This is a genomic window from Bacillus cereus, from assembly GCF_025917685.1.
Lineage (GTDB): Bacteria > Bacillota > Bacilli > Bacillales > Bacillaceae_G > Bacillus_A > Bacillus_A cereus_AT.
The window spans coordinates 2,667,673-2,686,890 of sequence record NZ_CP089518.1; the positions used below are offsets into that span (position 1 = coordinate 2,667,673).

Sequence of the window (19,218 nt, forward strand, 5' to 3'; positions counted from 1 at the left end):
CTTTCACATGTATAGTTTTAATAACGGCCTGTAAATTTAAAAATTTCATCAACTGCTTGCTTATACCCACCTGATTTTCGGAGAGACTCCTTCAAATTCAAAGCAGCTTCTTTACATGGCGGATTATTTAATACTATTTCTACACTTTCACTTAGTTGATTCGCAGTTAATCCTTGCATTTGTAATTTAACTCCTGCCCCGAGACTCTCCACTTGCTTTGCGATTACTGGCTGATCTGCACTTTGCGGAATTACAACGAGTGGAACCCCGTTATATATCCCTTCATGCGTACTGTTCATACCGCCGTGTGTAATAAATAGTTTCGTATATTTGAGAAGTTCAGTTTGTGGTACATAGTTTTTCACAATGAAGTTTTTAGGAATATTACCTAAATTACTTATTTCCGTTTTGTTGCCAATAGACATAACAATTGTATGCTTACTATTCTCGAACGCCTTCATACAAAGTTTATAAAAATCAAGCGCTTCATTAAAAACAGTACCTAATGAAATGTAAATCAGGCTTTTTTCTTCAATTGAAGTGTAATCAAAACCTTCATTTTTCACTTGTGTAGAGATAGATGGACCTACAAATTTGAATGTTTCATTAAATGTATCCCCAAAAGGTTGGAACTCCTTAATTGTATACACAATAGTAAGTGAAGCTGGATTACAGAAAACTTCATACGGTGAGTTTATATCAACTCCATATTTTTCTGTAATTCCATTAGTCAAGTTTTCAAAATCATTATGTATTCTATCCTGAACTTCCAGTGGGATACTTTTAGAAAGATGGTCTAACATTTGTTTAAATGATTTTTCATCTTGTGCAAAAGATGTGCATGAATTTATGGCTGGAAGATTAAGAATTTGAGCAATTAAGCGACCACAGCCAAACATCGAATCATGAATAATATAATCAAAATGTTCGCCTTCAATTTGTTCTAAAACACTAGGTATTACAACATCCGTTGTATGTAGAAGGCCGTTTATTCTTTCCTGTAAATAATTTCGACCACCGGAAAGAAATGCTTGTATAAATTTTTGATCATCAATCGTTCGTACAGTAGCACCTGTCTTCTCAATACGCTCCCTGAAAGCCTCTATTGAAAAATAAACTACCTCTTCACCGCGAGAAATCAGTTCTTCTACAACATGTAATGTTGGATTTATATGTCCTTCTGATCCAGCGTTAATGAATAAAACACGTGCCATTCAAAACACTCCTTAAATTTTAAAATTTCTATGTTGTAAAGAATATGGATACGTCCCATACTCTTTACGGTGTTATATGTATCATTTTCCTGCTAAATTGACCTAGCAAGCCTAAAACCGAGATCATCTATATGAAATGTAGGATGACTACGACGGCGACAAGTGGCACCGCAACCTCTAGCTGCTTCAGCCCAACTACCACCACGAAAAATGCGGTATGACCCGTACACTGTTTCATCATACAAATCATAGCACCATTCCCAAACGTTCCCTAACATATCATAAAGTCCCCATGCATTCGGCTCTTTTTTACCGACGTCATGAATTTGTCCACTTGAATTTTCATTATACCATGCTATTTTCTGAAGTTCCCCATACGTATATCCCGTTATTCCAGCTTTACATGCGTATTGCCACTCTGCCTCAGATGGTAATCGGTAACCGTTGGACTCTACATTACAACTAACCTTTTGGTCGTCATCACTAATGGAATAATACTCTGTTAATCCCGCTTTATTAGAAAGTAAATTACAAAAGGCAATTGCATCATTCCATGAAATATTTACAATTGGTTTATTACTATCTTTATCATTATTTGATACACTATTTGTAATAGCATAATATATTTCCATCGTTACAACATATTTTGCCAGAAGATATGGCTTAATTTGAACTTGCCATTCTTTTTTTATTCGATCATCTCTTAATGTTACTTCTCCTGCTGGAATTTTCACCATATAAGAATCAATCGAGCGAATGATTTCATTCAATGTTATCCCCTCCATTTTAAAATGGAACAAAATTTACTCTTTGAGTGCATAAGTTTATACTTGCTGCACTTCTTTTAAAAATCGCTGCACTTCTTTTGGAGATTTTAAAATAATAATTTCTTTATCCTGACTTAATTGATTTAGTCTTTTGAAAATTGCAGGTCTTTTCGACTTAGGATATTCCCATATCCATTTAAAAAATTGTAAGTCAAATCTTTCTTCACATCCAGTGCCCATATCCGGTCTTGTTTTATTCCGATAGTGCACAATTCTTTTAAAAGCACGATAAATACATATTGTTCTATGTATATCAAGAAAGATAATTGTATCAGCTGCGTTAATTCTTATGTCCATTGTCCCGCCATAATTCCCATCAATAATCCACTTTTCTTCTTTAATTAAGTCATTTTGAACTGTTCTTTGTTCCTCCCTCGGAACACCTTCCCAATTCGGTTTCCAAAATAAAGCATCAAGATGATGCACCTTAATATTTAGTTTATTACCTAACTGCCTTGCTAATGTAGATTTTCCTGAACCACCAGAACCAATTAATATAATTTTTTTCATATGAGTACGATTCTTTCTATAGATTCCTCAATTTCTTCCTTATTAGCAAAAATCCATAAAAACATCTCTTCATTTAACTTTAGTAAATCTTTTAACTGAACAAAATAAGTAATAAATATAACTTGAATTGAAAGCATTACATACCAAATTGATTGTAGCTCTTCTCTCGTTAAAATGTTTTGCTTATAATATCCTTTAAAAATTTCACTTACAATTTGTAACCATTTCCCTCTTAATGTTTCATCACTAAATATCTCACTTAAAATACTTGTACAGCAATAGCATAAATCGAATACTCTAACGTTTTCTTCTAGAAGCTCAAAGTCGATAAACCCTTGAAAATCACTTTCTTTAAATATTACATTTGATAAGTGCATATCGCGATGAATAATTTGTTTCGGTAATGAGTGAACCGTTTCCTTGAAAGCTGTATGTATTTGACCCATTTTTTGAATTACATTCCGATGAACATGCTTATTCTTTACTAAATTCGGTAAAGCCCATTCGTATACCACTTTATATAACTCTCTTTTTATTAACTCGTTAGCACTATTCACTGAATTTAGTTCGTGATGTAAATTAGCTATTTCCTCTCCAATTTTGCTTCCTAGCACTTTTAGCTTTTCTGTATCTTTTATTTCTAGTACACTTCCGGTAACATATTCGTACAAACAATAATTCTTCTCTTTATAAAATACGTACCTTTCATCATTTCTCGTTTTTACTAATTTTTGTACTTTAACTCCTTTTTCATGAAGCTGTTCTAATACATTTAGTTCAACTAAAAACTGTTTTATCGATCCCTTTTCCTTTAAAATATACGCTTTTTTATTACAATGAATCTTCGTTACGTTAGGTTGTATTTCAGTAGCTGTGACATCTTTATCTTGAAACCAAAACTTTGCAATTTCCAGTGCATGCTCCATATACAAATCACCCTTTTTTAAATCTCTTATTTTTTCCGTAACATAAACTCGCAAAGCATTCCTACTCCAACACCAATTGTGTAAGCCACTAAATCACTCCATAAAAATCCGTAACCTAATACGAGTCCACCTAAAGTCGTTGCGCGAATGCTATCAATCCATTCCGCATGGTACAATTGGCTAATTTCAATCCCGTAACAAAATATCAAACTAATAGAAGCTAATTTCTTCGTTTCTATTTTAGGAAACAAAAATCCGAATCCAGTAAAAATCATTAATGCCCATAAAGCATCACCTAAGTACTCATTTAACAAATCTGGTAACACAAAAGCAAACTTTCTTGAACTAAGACCTAAAATAATAACAACTATAGTAAACATTGCATATAGTAATCTATTTCGTTTCGTATTCATTTCAAAATCCCCTAATATATAATGTAAAACTATAAATAGCTAGTAAAATATAATCATTTTACTAGCTATTTATAGTCAGCTTCACTTTGTATTTAATCCAATAACTCTTGTTGCTTTTTCTTTGAAAACGATTGCAATACTAAATCATATGACCAATCTATCATCTTATTAATTTGTTCTTGTCCTACATCTTTATGTATGTACACTGTATTCCAATGCTTTTTGTTCATATGATATCCAGGAATTATTGTTTCTGGGTAATCTTCTCTTATTCTTAATGCGAGTTCTGGATCACATTTTAATGTAATTGCAGCTTTTTCACCTTCTTCATGGTTTACTATCGCAAATATTTTATTATTGAGCCTCATACATGTTGCACTCCAGCCATCTGGAGAATCTTCTGTCGCTTTTCTTTTCGATAAACAATACTCTCTCGTTGCATTCATTCTTCTGGCACCTCTTATTCTTTCACTATTTGATTACGATGCATTACTATTTGCTTCGTCGCTTGAAATTGCTGTTCACCATAAAACTTTATTAGTTTCTCTCCGCAAAATAGACTAACAATATCAATATGAGATAACTCTTTCAATAACATTGTAAGCATATTCTCTCCAATACCTTTATTTCTTACACTCTCATGTACGACAACATCTTCTATGTACGCTCGAAAAACACCATCTGAAACGACTCTAGCAAATCCAATTAATTCATTTTCTTCCCATACTCCAATTGCTATGCAATTCTTTAACATCTTTTCAATATCGACTTCTTTTCTTTCTGGCCACCAGCCTACAGAATCGTAAAGTTTCTTTATTTTTTCTACACAGATTGGTTGTTCATGTTGTAATTTATACGTGTACATTTTTTCTCCCCTCAACTAGTATACATAATATTATTATACTCTCTTTTCTAAAAAGTGTTGACTATGCCCTTTAGGATGATCTTCAACAACACCATATTCTCGGTATCCGTGCTTTTTATAAAAATCTGGTGCTTGGAAACTAAATGAATCTAGTAAAATGAGTCTACATCCTTTTTCCATCGCAATTTCTTCTATTTTATGTAACAATTGACTACCATAACCATCATGACGAACAGATTCATCAACCCATAAAAAATCGATATGAAGATGATAAAAATACATCGTTCCTGTTACCCCGCCAAAGATTTTTCCATCTTCATCTTTCACTACGAAGCTTACTTGTTCCATCGGTTGCTTTACTTCATCTGTTAAAATAGACATGTTATATTGAATTACTTTATTTTTTATGTATTCTCCTTCAGTGCGAGTACCATTCTCTATGCGTTTCATATATTTCTTCCTTTCAACTTAGTAAGCTATAATTAATTTCTATTTCTTCTCTTTAATATACTAATGAATACAAATCCACCATATATAATAAAGCAAGAAAACCCAATTATCCCTGGTACAGAGACATAACCAGTTCTCACATAACTTATAACGGCAAAACTAGCGATTAATAATAAAATAGATGGCCAAAATATAAGAGCTGTTTTTCTTCGTCTCTGTTTCGATGTACTTTCTTTCACTTCAGAAATACGTGTACCAAAAAGCAATACAATACAAATGAGAATCGCTGCAAAGTAAATAGTATCTAATGACAATGTACGATCATATAACGCGATGCCAACTTCCAAAGCAATAATTGTTACAATTAAAATGATAATCGTTGAAGTTTTTAAGTTTCTTTTCAATCATTCACCCCGCGATACTTTTTTATATTCTTTGTACAAACACTTCAAAGCTTCTGTAATTGTTTCATCTACCATTTTATTATTAAATCGATTAGGTAAATCTTTACCTCCAATTACATAAAGAAACGGAAATTCATGAAACATTCCTATTATACCAATATTTATTGTAGCCGTGGGTAATCCACCGGTCATATGTGCTAGATGATAATAAGGTATACTTTCATAATCACCTTGTTGTCTTACCATTCCACTTATAATTGGTTCCCATAATTCTGGTGCGGATTTATATCCTTGGAAAATATGTAATAAAAGCGAAAGAACTTGTTTTAATTCTCCAATATTTTTCTCATCTTTAGGGTTTTCCTGTATATGAATCTTGGAAAAGTTCGTTGAAACATATTCTCTGATAGTATCCCATCCTCCGCAGTGCATAACAATTGACTGAGCGATATAGCTGTCGTGACATGCTACCATTACTTCAACAGCTTTACTAAGTGTTAATGTAGCTCTGTCTTGTAAGTGAGGATATAACTGCGCACTATCTTCATTTGGATTATACTTAATGTGATGAAGTTTATCACTCCAACTAATTAGTTTATCCTTTACCATCTTTGCTACTGCAAATCCAATTGCAACTTTTGCTGCTGATGCTAATGGAACATATAGCTCATCGTTATGGGTAGCAACTATATTTCCATTCTTTGTTGAATAAACAAGTATTCCAACTTGACCAATTTGTATTTCTTTTATTTTTCCAATGACAGCCTGCATATTAATCCCTCTTTTTATATCGTTTTATCATCTTCTCAAAATTCGATATAGAATATAAGAATCCTTTTTTGTTAAATGATATTCACGAATACAATAAGAAAAAGATAGTATGAAATGTCTTCACACTACCTTTTTAAATGAATTATTACGCATAACGAATATATCTATTCTTCGATAGGATTTCCAGGCCCGTTAAGCTCCAATTGATAAAAAGCTAAATCTAGCCATCCATTGAACTTATAACCAGCCTTTTTTATTGTTCCCGAATAAACAAATCCGAAGTTTTTATGCATTGCAATGCTTTTTTCATTTTCCGCATCAATTCCAGCAATTAAGGTCATATACTCTCTTTCTTTTGCAATTGTGATTAATTCTTCCATTAAAGAAGACCCAATTCCATTTTTTCTATATTCCTTATGAACATACACAGAATGCTCAATTGAATATTTATAGGCAGGCCAAGCTCTAAACGGACCAAATGTCGCAAATCCTACTACTTTATTATCTAGTTCGTATACAAAAATCGGATAGCCATCAGCCTTTTTTTGTTCATACCAATCTATTCTATTTTCAAGGGTTACAGGTTTATATGCATATACAGCTGTTGTATTTAGTATCGCATCATTATAAATATCTAAAATATATGTTACATCTTTTTCCGTTGCTTCCCTTATCATAGTTTTCTTCCTTTCATATACGTTATCTTTTTTTACTACCTATTCGTTCCTATTCGTTACACGAACACTAGCTTTTCGGAAGCCATCATAAATGTTTAATGCAGCAGATACTATATAAATAAGAATACCTCCACCAATTAACCACTTTTTAAATTCCTCTGGAGAAGTAGTAAACACATTTGCCACATACGTAATAAATCCTTCGTTAAATAAATGCGGATTTACTACAATTACAATGAATGCTATTGTTCCCGCTAGTTGAAGAATAGCATTCCCAATTGCCAACTTTTTTGTCCATTGTCCCTGCACTAACTTATAAAGAGATATACCTATTTCAAACACAATCATAATCACAACGATTGGCCAATATTGAAGTAAAACCTCTTGATTAAACGTCGGCGCGACAAACTTCAATCCATTTTCCGTGCCATGGTATACGCCAACAAGATGATTCGCATAAAAGTAAAGTGTAGCCCAAACCGCTGTCCACATCAAACCTCCAAAAACTTCAAACTTTGAGATCGACTTTTTCTTTGGAACATACGAAATATTTTTTAAATCATCAGGAGTCCATTTTTTAAAACTTGTTGTTAATGGGTGTGGATCCTTTTCTTTATCAGTTCTTTCTATAACAGCAAATACAAGTGTCAACCAGAAAAATACATGGAGGCCTACTTCGACAATTTCCCCAATGCCTTTACCTATCAATTTTAAAATAACATTTAATACTGCTTGATCACCACTATAGCCTATAAAATTTTCTGCAACCATTGAAATGAGTGCAATAACAGCTGCAATTGGTATAATCATTTTTAATAACGTCGTATATACATCAAAATAACGTGGTCCAATTAAATGCATCGGTCTTTCCAAATACCCATTAGCCAATGAAACTGGACTTCCTAATTTTTCGAGTACGCTCTTCACATCTTCCTCATTATAATCGTCAGGTAACATATCCTCTATTGTTGACCGTAGTTCAAGTGTAATATCTTCACGATTTTTTTCAGGTAATCTCCTCGCAACTTCCTGGATGTAGATATCAACTAAACTCATTCTCATTCTCGTCCTCCTCCTTTAATAAGTTATAAAGTTCCTTCGAATCCTTTATCCATTCCTTTTTCAACTGCAAGAATATCTCTAATCCATATTCACTTAAAACATAATATTTACGAGGTCTACTCTCTGTTTTATCCCAACTACTCGTCACTAGCTCTTGCTTTTCTAAACGGCGAAGTAGTGGATATAAAGTACTTTGATCTATTATAATGCCTGATTTTTCTAACAATTGAACAAGTGAATATCCATACTGCGGCATTCTTAGTTGACTTAAAACCGCTAATGTCAATGTCCCTCTTCTTAGCTCAGTAATTAACGAATTTAATAAAGCATCCATGTATTCACCTCATTTCCATTACTATATGTCATACAGTATATGTTTTATACTATGTATCATACAGTATTATTGTGACAAAAACAATAATTATTTACCAAAAAAATACATAATTAAAAGCACAAACTACATGATTTGTGCTTTTCTAGCCAACTTAAATATCTATAACACGCTTAACTTTGTATCTCTGGTAATATAAACTCTCCTTTTTCTTTAGAAAATGGGACAACCTCTACAATCGCCTCAACATTGATTACTCCATATACATGCGGGTATTCTTGACCGTTTGAAGCAAGTTCATATTTTATTTCTGCTTTTACAAGAGATGGATCTATTGTAAGTAATAAAACATCTTTTTCATGATTGAAATGTTTTTGAGCAACCTTTAAAGCTTGTTCAAATAATGAACAATGAATAAATCCCTCTTCTATAAGTGATTCTTCATTAATTTCTCCAGTTGTTTTTGCGATTTCCCAATTTCTTTTTGTTATTACTTTTGTTATCATAGTTATTTTCTCCCCCGTATCATTATATAGAAAAACAAGAGGTCTTCTGTACATTACTAGAAAAGCCTCTTGAATTTATTATATATTTTTATCTCTTAATTAAAGGTGATACTTCCCCACTATAGAAAATCCATAAATCATGAAGCGATCTTGTACATCCGACATACAATAACTTCGCATCGTGTTTTGTATTTTTGTAATGTTCTTCATCAACATCGATTAGAAGTACTGCATCAAATTCTAATCCTTTCGCCAAGTATACAGGTACTACCGAAATACCACCTTCATATTTACTTTGATCTGCTTCAATAACATTGACTGTCAACCCTGCATTTGTTAATTTTTCATATATATCACGGCATTCATCATCTGTTCTTCCAATTACCGCAATTGTTTTCACATCTTCATTTTGTAAATGCTTTAACGTCTTCATAATTTCAGTGAATTGATCTTCTGCATGGATCACCTTCACGTCTTCACCGCTACGGAAAACTGGTGTTGCCAGTCCCACTGGAATCTCTGCATTTTTAATTATTTCATTCGCGAATTCAATAATTTCTTTTGTAGAACGATAACTTCTCGTCAGTTCATAATAACCTGTTTCTTGGAATACTTCCTTAAAAGCACCCCAGTCTCCAATTCCTTGATAATCATAAATCGCTTGAGATAAATCACCTAATATGGTGAAAGAATTACCTAGTGTAATTTCTTTTAACACATACACTTGGAATGGTGAAAAATCTTGCGCTTCATCAATAACGACGTGATGGAACTTTTGTCCAATTTCAATTCCTGTTATGCGATGATGTATGTAAATTAAAGCTGGTAAGTCTTCTACATACACTTCTTTTTTACTACAATTCTTTTCTGTTTCTTGAACAAGTTCTTCAGGTAATACTTCGAGTATTTCTTTACTCTTTATTATTGAATTATATAGTGAAAGCGGGCTCATTTTCGGCCAAAAATTCATATATGTGTTCAATCTCTTTGTCGCTTCTTTTTTTAGTAATTTTTTCTCGTTTGTTTCTCCAAACTTTTTAAGCTCAATTTCAATCCAGCGCTTCATACGGCCGACTAAACGTTCTCTTCTTTTCTTTAATGGATAGTGTTTATATTCAACCTGCATCCATTTTTTAACGTCTTCCACTGGAATAACAGCTTTATCCCATGCCTCAAAATCTTTTGTTGGCACTAAATCTTTTTCAAATTGAATCATTCTTTCTTCAATAAACGACTTAAATTCCAACGTGCCTTTCAATTTACCTAGCATAACCTTTTTTTCATCGCGATTAATTGAAAAAGCTTCTTTCAATTTTTCTTCTGTCTTCTTCAGTTTCACCGAACCCTCTAACAGACGCAACGCCCAATCTGGAAACGTTGTTTGACTAATATTTCCTACACCTAATTCCGGAAGTACACTCGAAATATAGTCTAAGAACAAACTGTTTGGAGCGAATACGATCATTCTCTCCGCTTCTAGTTGTTCACGGTATTCATAAATTAAAAAAGCAAGGCGATGTAAAGCGATCGTTGTCTTTCCGCTCCCTGCAACCCCTTGAATTAATAATGGTAAGTTTCTTTCCGCACGAATAATATCATTTTGCTCCGATTGTATAGTCGAAACGATATCTTTTAATTTATTATCTTTATTCTCACCTAATCGATATAGAAGAAAATCATCAGTATGCGAGACATCTTCATTTCCTTTTACATATGTATCAACAACACGTTCTAATTCTCTCTTTCGAATGGAAATGTTTCGTTTTAAATAAACATCGCCTTCTACTAATCCGTCTGGTGAATGATAAAATGCTAATTCTTCACCACCGGTAAATGAATAAAACATACTAGCGACAGGCGCTCGCCAATCAATGACCATCGGTTTCATCGTATCTTTATCTGAAACCCCTACTTTACCGATGTAAATCGGCATAACATCTTCTTTTCCATCCTCCTGGAAGTCTAATCTTCCAAAGTACGGCTCTTGCACACCGATACGTAAGTTTTGTCTATTAGACTCCCTCATACTTTCAAGAATTTGCTCTTTAAAATCTTCTCCATAATAAACTGGGATTTTTTCAAGTTGCTCTAATTGCTCATCCATCGTGCATAAAATATCTTTCATTTTCTGTAATTCTTCTTCAAATATATTACTCATTTGATGATTCCCTCCTGTCCGTTCTAATTTTTTCAGTCGAGATACAATTGTATAAAAAATCCATTCATAAAGTCAATAGTTTGAGTAAGAATTTTCTAAAATATAAAAGAGTAGAGATTAATCTCTACTCTTCTTTACTTTAATTCGATATGACAAACATTCAGTTAAACTTGCTAGTTCTTTATATTTCCATTGCTCAAAATCAAATGCTCCCCCTGGGAAGAATCCTACAATACTTAAACCTGCTTTAGTACATAAATCACTAATCTCTTCAACTGTATAACAACGTAAAGACTGTGTTACAATCTCATTAGGCTGATTAGGGTTCCACCAATGATCTAACATTCTTTCATTTATACTATCATATTCATATTTTCTCATAGCTGAACTTAATGGCATTTCTTGTCCACTTATCTTTTTCCAATACAAAGGTTGATAAATATCAATAAGTGCACATCCATCTTCCTTCATCCAATCTTTAATCCGTTTTAGTAGAAACAATTGCTCATCATTTGTTCCTACACCAAATCCATCTAAATAACTAACCACATCAAATTTTTCCTCAAAGTTAATTTGATAAAAATCTCCACAATGAATGGCAATATCACTACTAGAATGTTCTTTTGCAAAGGAAACCAGCTCTGATACAAGTTCAACAGTTGTCATTCTCACATGTAACTTAGACATCGCTCGTGCAAATCCACCATTCCCCGCACCAAGTTCCAACATCGTTTGAAACGGATATCCAACTTGTTCTTGCACCTCTTTAGCAACCTGCTCTATCCAGCTTTCTGTATTTACATCATAATTCGACAGTTCAAATTGTTTTTTGTAAAATTCCTTCACATTTAATTCGTTCATTATTATTCTCCTCCTGTAATAGTTTTTTCTTCTACAGGTTAGAAACTAAATTTCTGATACCCATAATAATCCCCTTTCACTTAACACTACCATTTCAAAATAGTAAAATATTCCCTTTCAACTACATTTAATATAATATCAAAATATACTGAATATTACAACCGAACTCCTTGCAACTTCTCTATTACATGATAATATCTATAAAGTATGTTAAATAACTAAACTTAAATACTCGAAAATGGAACGTGCTTTCTTATTAAAAGATTAGGTAATGCCTCTTTAACATGTCTTATTACTTTGCGCAAAATTGTAACATCCTGCAGCTGCTCGTTATATTCTTCTAATTGCATCAAATACTCATAATTACTTTGAAATATTTTACTTTTTAACATTCCGTTCAAATCCATAACGAGAAAAAGTGTTAACACAGATAAATATTGTCTCTCACCTTCCAAAGATCTTCGTCTTAAAAAAGTGAAAACTTGGTCTTTCGTTTGAAGACAATTATATTTTTTTTGAAAAGATATACCTAATACACGCTTTTCGATTATCTTTATTTGCTTTTTATGCTGTATACACTCCAGTACTGAATTATACAGTTTGTGAGTTAATTGTTGTTTACTGCAAATCATCATTAACCATACTTTTATACCATGCTTATCTCCTAAATGCTCTGTTGCATCTAAAATTTGTTGCAAATAAGAAATATTTGATGTCTTATCAGTTCTCCGTATATTAAATTCATGGTCTATGTAAATAAATTTTTGAAGATATAGTTCTAACAAAATATTTATCATTATTAATATTTCTATATTAGATTGATAAGGAGTTTGTATCGTTCCTTTATCATCATCTATACTTAATAAAAAGAAAAATTCAGGTATTGTTAAACTTTCCATTTGTCATCACCTTCCTTTAGTCAAAACTTTTATTTAAATATATTCACTGTTTAGTTCGTAAGTCCTCTTGCCCTATTAATGAACTAATACAGGATCAGGACAAAAAGTAACCTTGACACTAAAAAACAAATAAGACCCGAATAATGAACATTTTACAAAGCGTTCACTACCCAGGTTTTATATTACTCATAACTATAAGTATTTTTTATTTCTCTCTTTGATACTCCATCCAATCACCAAAATCAATAATCTTCTTCAACATCTCTTTATCCTGAGCAACATACACATATGCATGTATTTCTTTATCAGCAAAATATACTGTTTGCGTTATCCGGTCATATAAATCAGTCTCTGCATTACCTGTATATTCTTCGAGTTCATCTAACTTTTGCAAAACCTCATCATCTACTTCGTAAACTTCCCCATATACCTTTTCCCCGTTTGAACAAATCATTGCCGGATACCCTTCATTAGTATCAAATAATTTACCATACGTCCATGCTTCCTCTGCGATGCATGTTGCACCTTGCATATAATGAGCATTCGTTTGCTCTTTTCTTAACGTGCCATACACAAAAACGTGATGCATATATCCCTATCCCCTTTATATGTCTCTACTTTCTTATTTGTAAATAAGCACGAATCATAAAGTAACTCACTTCATCTGGAAGCTGTTCTTTAATAGATTTCAAACCGCCTTCTGCATTTTGTACGGCAGTTTCAATTAGAGCTTCATACTCTGCTGGAACAAAGCTGTTCCAGTCTACTTGCATACCATCTTCAAAGCAACGGATTAAATGGTTTTCAATCGTTTGTCTCGATAACCCCCGTTCCTTTGCAACCTCATTTAAATCAATACCCTGTTTATACATTTCATATGTTTCTAAATGAGAATTTGCTGAAGCTTTCCCTGACTTTTTACGTTCTGAAACAACTTCTGTCTTAATTGTTTCAGCATAGTTCGGGTTTTCCTCAATAAAGTGCTGTACTGCTTGCAAGAAGTGAGAGCCGTACTTCACAAGTTTGTGCTCTCCAATTCCTTTTACAGTTAGAAGTTCAGAGTCACTTTGCGGCATTTTCGCACACATATCTTTTAATGTTTGATCAGAGAAAATAACGAACGGAGGTACGCCTTCTCCTTGTGCAATTTCTTTACGCACTTCACGAAGCACTTCAAATAAAGGATGGTCTTGAACAATTTGTCGTGTTTCTACTCGTTCTTTACGTAAAACGTTCTCTTTACCAAGTAGCACTTCTTTACCTTTTTCCGTTACTTTTAATGTCGGATATGTACCATGTTCAACTGCGATCAACTCGTCTGAAATTAAAAACTCAATAAACTCACTGACTTCTTTCACACTACGATTGGATAAAAGTCCGTAAGTTGGTAAAGTATGAAAATTAAATTCAATAACTTTTTTATTTTTCGATCCAGTTAATACTTGTGCAATCATTTGTTTTCCAAATCGTTGGTTCGTTCTAATCATACATGATAAAACCATTTGTGATTCTCTCGTTACATCGATACTCTCACGATCGTCCGTACAATTACCACAGCGACCACAATCTTCCTTCGGCTCTTCTCCGAAGTATTGCAAAATAAATGATTGTAAACATTGTTCTGTATGACAGTAATCGGTCATATTTTGCAATTTTTCAAGTTCGTTTGAAAAACGTGATTCTCCAGTTGATTGATCGATTAAAAAGCGTTGTACTTGCACATCTTGAGAAGAATATAACAAAATACATTCACTATCTAATCCGTCACGACCAGCACGTCCTGCTTCTTGATAGTAACTTTCCATATTTTTTGGAAGTTGATAATGAATAACGTAACGAATATTCGATTTATCAATCCCCATTCCAAACGCTGATGTCGCTACCATAACACTAATTTCATCTCGTAAAAAGAGTTCTTGTTGTTCATTTCGATCGTGATCGCTCATACCAGCATGATATTTCGATACCGAAACTCCCGCTTTCCCTAAATCTTCATATAACTGATCGACTACTTTTCTTGTAGCTGCATAAATAATCCCAGATTCCTTCTGATTTTGACGAATATAATCTGCTAAATACGCATTACGATCCTGTCCTTTAATTACTGAAAATGATAAGTTCTCGCGCTCGAACGTTGTCATAATTGTATTTTCTTGATTAATTTCAAGCGTATTGCAAATATCATCACGTACTTGTGGTGTTGCTGTTGCTGTTAACGCTAAAACGAGCGGTTTTTCTGGAAGATAATCTAATATGCGATGTATATGTAAATAACTCGGGCGGAAATCATGTCCCCACTGCGAAATACAGTGCGCCTCATCAATTGCAATCATCGGGATTTTCATATCGATAAGTTGATCAACAAACTCCATAGAATCAAGTCGCTCAGGCGCCACATAAAGCAACTTATAATGTCCTTGTTTCGCCAATTGAATTCGTTGATTCGCTTCTGCAATAGAAATAGAACTATTAATATATGTAGCGGAAATACCATTTTGTATTAATGTGTCCACTTGATCTTTCATAAGTGAAATCAAAGGCGATATAACTAATGTCGTTCCTTCGAATACTAGTGCGGGAATTTGATAACAAATTGACTTACCGCCGCCCGTTGGCATAATACAAACTGTATCTTTCCCATCTAATACATTTTTAATTGTTTCATCTTGTCCTCTTCGGAATGACGAATAACCGAAATAAGACGCTAAAAGTTCTTGTGCTTTTGTAAACAAAAAAGAGTCACCTGCTTTTCTTTATCTTTCATCTATTCCCATTATATCATCAAACTGATTCTCGCCACTTTGAATTTTATAAGTATTTGGGTTCTATTTTCTTCCTACGTTTTCCAACATAAAAAAACAAATCTAGTACACAAGAAGAAAGAATTTCAAAATAAATATTCATTTAATTTACCTTCCTAGAATACTACTAATCGTATACATATGGATTTGAGGAGGTTAAATTATGAAGCGTCGTTACAATAATTCCAACAAACCTAAAGCGTCAAATAAACAACTCCAATTCTCTAATAATGATGCGTGGAAATATGAATCATTTTATAAGTATCAGCCTTTATTTTCTTATAAAAAACTATTTAATTTCCTTTCACAACTTTTTAGGCGTTAATACATGTGCCAAATATATATCATTCAAACAAATTTTCTCAACATTAAACTTATAGACTTACTATAATACAGTTGTTATCCTATATAATAATCTGTTGGATAAACCCCTTATGTTGACCTGCTTAAATTAGCAGGTCTTTTTTATACTTATATATCGTAACCTGATTAAAAAGTCTTTTCTCCATTTTAGAACCCTATTCTGCTCTCCACAAATGATTATAATTCCAAAAAGCAAAATATAAATCCTTTACATTCATACAAGCAATTGATTTTTTTCTCAATACACAAAGTGAATTTCATTTGTTACTATGAAGTTACTCCAGATGAGTTTTTGCTCATCAACATTATCTAGTAAAAGGAATTTGCCGCGGGAAGCAGATTCCTTTTACTTTATTAAATAGTCCTCTTTCCATTTGGACACATTTACCAGGTTATTTTGAAAAAATTTTATGTTAATATTACGTAGTCGAGTCCGACATCTCGGCAATGCCCTTTTTAAGGTCCTGCAATTTCCCTTGCAGGACCTCTATTATTTTAAAATTCTTTTGATTCATATATATCATAAGTATGTTTTTATTCCCCTTCAACTTTCTCCTTTTCCAACTCTCAAAAAAACTCCTGGACATGTAACTTAAAAATAACGTTTATCATATTGTGAGATATACATGTTCAAAGGAGTGTAACTATTTATGTATACTTATTGGCAATCGTATTACTCCCCTTATCATATTACTAATGAAAACTTTGATTCATTTGTACGAAATTACCGAGTTAGTAAAAACGAAAACTTTTTAAAAGGATATATGCGTTCTTTATGGGAACAGCACGTCGCTTGGACGCGATTAGCGATTATAGGCATCGTCTTTAACTTGCCAGACGTAAACGTTACTGTTGGACGTCTTCTAAAAAATGCAACACATATGGGGCTTTCACTTGAACCATTCTACGGTGAAAATGCAGTAAAAAAATATAGTGCATTAATTAAAGACCACTTAGTAATTGCAGCCGATCTTGTTAAAGCCGCCAAAGCTGGTGATCAAAACGCAGCAGCCGCTATAGAAAAGAAGTGGTACGCTAATGGAGATGAAATTGTTGAGTTTCTAACCAGTATCAACCCATATATAGAAAAAGAAGAATTTAGAAAAATGTTTTATGAGCATTTAGCATTAACGAAAGCAGAAGCACTTGCCTTCCTAAATAAAGATTATGATGCCAGTGTAAAACTATACGATAAAATTGAAAAAGAAGCATTAGAAATGGCCGACATGATAACAGACGCAATCGTAAAACAATTTCCGCAAGTGTTTCAATAAAAATAAGCCGATTTGAAAAAAACAAATCGGCTTATTTAGTTTTCTATCAATGATATTTCACCACTCCTCTTTACATTTAACGTATATCGATATATTTTATTAATATCCGTTTTTTATAGGAGGAAATAGTTTGATTAACGCAATTGGTCTCGTATTTATTCTCACAAATAAGCACGAGAAAAAGAAAAAAGTTTATCTGAATGAAAAATTCGCATTAATAGACATTATTGATTCTAAAGAAGTATTTGATGATGAAGGAAACTCATTAGTAGAACTAACATGTAAATACAGTATATATTTAGACGAAAAATACTACTGTAAATCTCTCGATGATTATACTGGACAAGTATTCCCCTTCTTAAGCGCTAAAATAGGAAAAGGACTTCTTAGAAACTTAAATTATTACTTTTCTTACGTTGATGCCTATGATAAAAAACCACCTGTGAAAGAAATAAGACCTCTAATGAAACACGTAACTAACAGATAGAGGACAGTATTCAAAAGAAAGCACCTAACTTCAGATGCTTTCTTTTTTTGAATCAGTAACCCGCTAACTTTCATCTCCTTCTAAATATATGTACCCAAGCATACTTTAAAATAAAAACATTGGAGGATTAGGCTGAATGAAATATTCAGAATCAATCGTAAGTAAACGGCTTCGAAAAATTAGAACAGTTGGTGTATTTTTTATACTATTTTTAATCGCGTGGCTTGGATATACAAAATCCCTTTATGGAAATGGTTTTCTTTTAGAAAAGAAAAATTCAGTGGAAGTAATGAATACTAGCGTTACTGGAGAAATAGAAAAGAATTTCCATGTAAACTTACAAGGCTTTCGCAAAACGAACCTTGATACACTTATAGATGCTAGTAAAACTGATCCGAGTGAATTATCATTAATCGAAATTATTAACACATCTTGTTCTCAAGATTGCATAGGTGAACCTTCAACTTACGTAAAATCGAATCACGGATATATCTTTTATAAAGAAGCTAACGGTAGCCATGTATCTTTAAAAATTAAAAAGCAAGATTCATGGGAAATAGAAAAAAAATCCGTTCAAAATGGAATTTAAAAGGTTCATACAAAAAAAGAGTACTTTACTTCAAAGTACTCTTTCAAAGAAAATTACCACTTACGGCATTTGTCATCATCGTCGTCACGTTTACGATTGCGACGGCAATCATCACAATCACAGTCACGTTTACGTCTACAACCACAATCATCAAAATCTCTGCGTCTACATCTACAAAACATTAAATCATCCCAAAATCTATTACAATCTCTACGTCTACAACCACAATTATTACACATGAATATGATTCCCCCTAATATAAAATAGAATTCATCATATCCTATGATTGAAAGTATAAAACGGCTTGTTTAATAGTCTAATTTAAATGTATAAATGTGATATAATTTGAATCAAGTACTAATTCATGCCTATATTTCCTGATGCCCTTCCACAGCCCCCTTCAATTTCTGCAACATATATCCAATTCCTTTACACCCTTCTAATGGATATGTAATGATTTCTTCTGGATATAATCTTGTTACAACTTTCTTATGCTTTTTTCCTGCAAGCAAAACAATTTCATCAAAATGAATTAAGTATTTATCAATCATCTGTTTTTGTAATTGTTCTATACTAATAATCTCATCGCTCTTTGAATCAAACGCGAGATCATAGTTTTCTTGTACAATATCATTTGGTCTTAAAAATCCATGCTTTGCTGATAATATAACCCAATTCTCGAAAAACTCAGTTGCATACGCCTGACATGCTTTTCCGAATGGGCTAATATATACATCTTTTGCCTCCAGCGGTCCGTAATCTAGATACTTATCCCAAATTTTCTTTTTTCCGCATGGAATTATGCATAACCTTTTCATCGTTATTTCTTA

General features: G+C 32.9%; 25 protein-coding genes. 4 read left to right on the forward strand and 21 right to left on the reverse strand.

What is annotated here, in order from left to right; all coding sequences use genetic code 11:
• Positions 1-17: 17 nt before the first annotated feature.
• From LUS72_RS13810 to recQ, 19 genes are all read right to left on the reverse strand, one after another.
• Positions 18-1,214, reverse strand: a complete 1,197-nt coding sequence (locus LUS72_RS13810) for a macrolide family glycosyltransferase (protein ID WP_097829389.1) — start codon at positions 1,212-1,214, stop codon at positions 18-20.
• Between the two features lie 92 nt (positions 1,215-1,306).
• A complete protein-coding gene (locus tag LUS72_RS13815; protein WP_141533389.1) occupies positions 1,307-1,984 on the reverse strand; it encodes a formylglycine-generating enzyme family protein in 678 nt (225 codons plus the stop codon).
• Positions 1,985-2,038: 54 nt separating this feature from the next.
• On the reverse strand, positions 2,039-2,551 hold the full coding sequence (locus LUS72_RS13820) for a DNA topology modulation protein (RefSeq protein ID WP_097829390.1): 513 nt from the start codon (positions 2,549-2,551) through the stop codon (positions 2,039-2,041).
• Entirely contained in the window at positions 2,548-3,477 is a 930-nt protein-coding gene (locus LUS72_RS13825; RefSeq protein ID WP_097829501.1) for a phosphotransferase enzyme family protein, read from the reverse strand. The genes LUS72_RS13820 and LUS72_RS13825 overlap by 4 nt, the downstream gene beginning before the upstream one ends.
• A gap of 26 nt (positions 3,478-3,503) precedes the next feature.
• The gene (locus tag LUS72_RS13830; protein ID WP_097829391.1) at positions 3,504-3,890 is read right to left on the reverse strand and encodes a ribosomal maturation YjgA family protein; all 387 of its coding nucleotides are present in this window, start codon (positions 3,888-3,890) and stop codon (positions 3,504-3,506) included.
• Between the two features lie 92 nt (positions 3,891-3,982).
• A complete protein-coding gene (locus LUS72_RS13835; protein WP_070143336.1) occupies positions 3,983-4,336 on the reverse strand; it encodes an MmcQ/YjbR family DNA-binding protein in 354 nt (117 codons plus the stop codon).
• 14 nt (positions 4,337-4,350) lie between these two features.
• The gene (locus LUS72_RS13840; RefSeq protein WP_097829393.1) at positions 4,351-4,755 is read right to left on the reverse strand and encodes a GNAT family N-acetyltransferase; all 405 of its coding nucleotides are present in this window, start codon (positions 4,753-4,755) and stop codon (positions 4,351-4,353) included.
• Positions 4,756-4,788: 33 nt separating this feature from the next.
• Positions 4,789-5,205, reverse strand: a complete 417-nt coding sequence (locus LUS72_RS13845) for a GNAT family N-acetyltransferase (RefSeq protein WP_097829394.1) — start codon at positions 5,203-5,205, stop codon at positions 4,789-4,791.
• Between the two features lie 32 nt (positions 5,206-5,237).
• On the reverse strand, positions 5,238-5,609 hold the full coding sequence (locus LUS72_RS13850; protein ID WP_097829395.1) for a hypothetical protein: 372 nt from the start codon (positions 5,607-5,609) through the stop codon (positions 5,238-5,240).
• Entirely contained in the window at positions 5,610-6,380 is a 771-nt protein-coding gene (locus LUS72_RS13855; RefSeq protein ID WP_264446558.1) for a serine hydrolase, read from the reverse strand.
• A 164-nt stretch (positions 6,381-6,544) separates the two neighbouring features.
• On the reverse strand, positions 6,545-7,057 hold the full coding sequence (locus tag LUS72_RS13860; RefSeq protein ID WP_097829397.1) for a GNAT family N-acetyltransferase: 513 nt from the start codon (positions 7,055-7,057) through the stop codon (positions 6,545-6,547).
• Positions 7,058-7,096: 39 nt separating this feature from the next.
• Positions 7,097-8,113 (reverse strand): HAAS signaling domain-containing protein, encoded by a 1,017-nt coding sequence (locus LUS72_RS13865; RefSeq protein WP_097829502.1) that lies wholly within the window; start codon positions 8,111-8,113, stop codon positions 7,097-7,099.
• Positions 8,100-8,453 (reverse strand): PadR family transcriptional regulator, encoded by a 354-nt coding sequence (locus LUS72_RS13870; protein ID WP_264446562.1) that lies wholly within the window; start codon positions 8,451-8,453, stop codon positions 8,100-8,102. The genes LUS72_RS13865 and LUS72_RS13870 overlap by 14 nt, the downstream gene beginning before the upstream one ends.
• 170 nt (positions 8,454-8,623) lie before the next feature.
• Entirely contained in the window at positions 8,624-8,956 is a 333-nt protein-coding gene (locus tag LUS72_RS13875; RefSeq protein ID WP_071772747.1) for a DUF952 domain-containing protein, read from the reverse strand.
• A gap of 88 nt (positions 8,957-9,044) precedes the next feature.
• Positions 9,045-11,114 (reverse strand): HelD family protein, encoded by a 2,070-nt coding sequence (locus LUS72_RS13880; protein WP_097829399.1) that lies wholly within the window; start codon positions 11,112-11,114, stop codon positions 9,045-9,047.
• Between the two features lie 117 nt (positions 11,115-11,231).
• Positions 11,232-11,975, reverse strand: coding sequence for a class I SAM-dependent methyltransferase (locus LUS72_RS13885; RefSeq protein ID WP_097829400.1), 744 nt, complete (start codon positions 11,973-11,975; stop codon positions 11,232-11,234).
• 224 nt (positions 11,976-12,199) lie between these two features.
• Complete coding sequence (locus tag LUS72_RS13890; protein WP_098361718.1) at positions 12,200-12,874, reverse strand: hypothetical protein; 675 nt, start codon at positions 12,872-12,874, stop codon at positions 12,200-12,202.
• A gap of 205 nt (positions 12,875-13,079) precedes the next feature.
• Entirely contained in the window at positions 13,080-13,463 is a 384-nt protein-coding gene (locus LUS72_RS13895; RefSeq protein ID WP_097829401.1) for a gamma-glutamylcyclotransferase family protein, read from the reverse strand.
• A 25-nt stretch (positions 13,464-13,488) separates the two neighbouring features.
• Positions 13,489-15,606, reverse strand: coding sequence for a DNA helicase RecQ (gene recQ / locus LUS72_RS13900; RefSeq protein ID WP_097829402.1), 2,118 nt, complete (start codon positions 15,604-15,606; stop codon positions 13,489-13,491).
• 232 nt (positions 15,607-15,838) lie between these two features.
• Here recQ and LUS72_RS13905 point away from each other — a divergent pair, with 232 nt between their 5' ends.
• From LUS72_RS13905 to LUS72_RS13920, 4 genes are all read left to right on the forward strand, one after another.
• Positions 15,839-16,000: a hypothetical protein gene (locus LUS72_RS13905; RefSeq protein ID WP_097829403.1), complete on the forward strand. Its 162-nt coding sequence runs from the start codon at positions 15,839-15,841 to the stop codon at positions 15,998-16,000.
• 688 nt (positions 16,001-16,688) lie between these two features.
• On the forward strand, positions 16,689-17,312 hold the full coding sequence (locus LUS72_RS13910) for an acetylglutamate kinase (RefSeq protein ID WP_097829404.1): 624 nt from the start codon (positions 16,689-16,691) through the stop codon (positions 17,310-17,312).
• A 130-nt stretch (positions 17,313-17,442) separates the two neighbouring features.
• Positions 17,443-17,799: a hypothetical protein gene (locus LUS72_RS13915; RefSeq protein ID WP_023522187.1), complete on the forward strand. Its 357-nt coding sequence runs from the start codon at positions 17,443-17,445 to the stop codon at positions 17,797-17,799.
• Positions 17,800-17,935: 136 nt separating this feature from the next.
• Positions 17,936-18,388 carry a hypothetical protein gene (locus tag LUS72_RS13920; RefSeq protein ID WP_097829405.1) on the forward strand — a complete coding sequence of 151 codons (453 nt, stop codon included), beginning with the start codon at positions 17,936-17,938 and terminating at the stop codon, positions 18,386-18,388.
• Positions 18,389-18,441: 53 nt separating this feature from the next.
• Here the strand turns inward: LUS72_RS13920 and LUS72_RS13925 are convergent, their stop codons facing one another.
• Together LUS72_RS13925 and LUS72_RS13930 are read right to left on the reverse strand one after the other, a co-directional pair.
• Positions 18,442-18,627: a hypothetical protein gene (locus LUS72_RS13925; protein ID WP_097829406.1), complete on the reverse strand. Its 186-nt coding sequence runs from the start codon at positions 18,625-18,627 to the stop codon at positions 18,442-18,444.
• Between the two features lie 129 nt (positions 18,628-18,756).
• Positions 18,757-19,206: a DUF6884 domain-containing protein gene (locus LUS72_RS13930; RefSeq protein WP_097829407.1), complete on the reverse strand. Its 450-nt coding sequence runs from the start codon at positions 19,204-19,206 to the stop codon at positions 18,757-18,759.
• Between the last annotated feature and the right edge of the window lie 12 nt (positions 19,207-19,218).

Bases quoted from the DNA above. Each gene is read 5' to 3' on its own strand.
- LUS72_RS13810 (WP_097829389.1), bottom strand. From the start codon at position 1,214: ATGGCACGTGTTTTATTCATTAACGCTGGATCAGAAGGACATATAAAT.
- LUS72_RS13820 (WP_097829390.1), bottom strand. From the start codon at position 2,551: ATGAAAAAAATTATATTAATTGGTTCTGGTGGTTCAGGAAAATCTACA.
- LUS72_RS13825 (WP_097829501.1), bottom strand. From the start codon at position 3,477: ATGGAGCATGCACTGGAAATTGCAAAGTTTTGGTTTCAAGATAAAGAT.
- LUS72_RS13830 (WP_097829391.1), bottom strand. From the start codon at position 3,890: ATGAATACGAAACGAAATAGATTACTATATGCAATGTTTACTATAGTT.
- LUS72_RS13835 (WP_070143336.1), bottom strand. From the start codon at position 4,336: ATGAATGCAACGAGAGAGTATTGTTTATCGAAAAGAAAAGCGACAGAA.
- LUS72_RS13840 (WP_097829393.1), bottom strand. From the start codon at position 4,755: ATGTACACGTATAAATTACAACATGAACAACCAATCTGTGTAGAAAAA.
- LUS72_RS13845 (WP_097829394.1), bottom strand. From the start codon at position 5,205: ATGAAACGCATAGAGAATGGTACTCGCACTGAAGGAGAATACATAAAA.
- LUS72_RS13855 (WP_264446558.1), bottom strand. From the start codon at position 6,380: ATGCAGGCTGTCATTGGAAAAATAAAAGAAATACAAATTGGTCAAGTT.
- LUS72_RS13860 (WP_097829397.1), bottom strand. From the start codon at position 7,057: ATGATAAGGGAAGCAACGGAAAAAGATGTAACATATATTTTAGATATT.
- LUS72_RS13865 (WP_097829502.1), bottom strand. From the start codon at position 8,113: ATGAGTTTAGTTGATATCTACATCCAGGAAGTTGCGAGGAGATTACCT.
- LUS72_RS13870 (WP_264446562.1), bottom strand. From the start codon at position 8,453: ATGGATGCTTTATTAAATTCGTTAATTACTGAGCTAAGAAGAGGGACA.
- LUS72_RS13875 (WP_071772747.1), bottom strand. From the start codon at position 8,956: ATGATAACAAAAGTAATAACAAAAAGAAATTGGGAAATCGCAAAAACA.
- LUS72_RS13880 (WP_097829399.1), bottom strand. From the start codon at position 11,114: ATGAGTAATATATTTGAAGAAGAATTACAGAAAATGAAAGATATTTTA.
- LUS72_RS13885 (WP_097829400.1), bottom strand. From the start codon at position 11,975: ATGAACGAATTAAATGTGAAGGAATTTTACAAAAAACAATTTGAACTG.
- LUS72_RS13890 (WP_098361718.1), bottom strand. From the start codon at position 12,874: ATGGAAAGTTTAACAATACCTGAATTTTTCTTTTTATTAAGTATAGAT.
- LUS72_RS13895 (WP_097829401.1), bottom strand. From the start codon at position 13,463: ATGCATCACGTTTTTGTGTATGGCACGTTAAGAAAAGAGCAAACGAAT.
- LUS72_RS13905 (WP_097829403.1), top strand. From the start codon at position 15,839: ATGAAGCGTCGTTACAATAATTCCAACAAACCTAAAGCGTCAAATAAA.
- LUS72_RS13910 (WP_097829404.1), top strand. From the start codon at position 16,689: ATGTATACTTATTGGCAATCGTATTACTCCCCTTATCATATTACTAAT.
- LUS72_RS13920 (WP_097829405.1), top strand. From the start codon at position 17,936: ATGAAATATTCAGAATCAATCGTAAGTAAACGGCTTCGAAAAATTAGA.
- LUS72_RS13925 (WP_097829406.1), bottom strand. From the start codon at position 18,627: ATGTGTAATAATTGTGGTTGTAGACGTAGAGATTGTAATAGATTTTGG.
- LUS72_RS13930 (WP_097829407.1), bottom strand. From the start codon at position 19,206: ATGAAAAGGTTATGCATAATTCCATGCGGAAAAAAGAAAATTTGGGAT.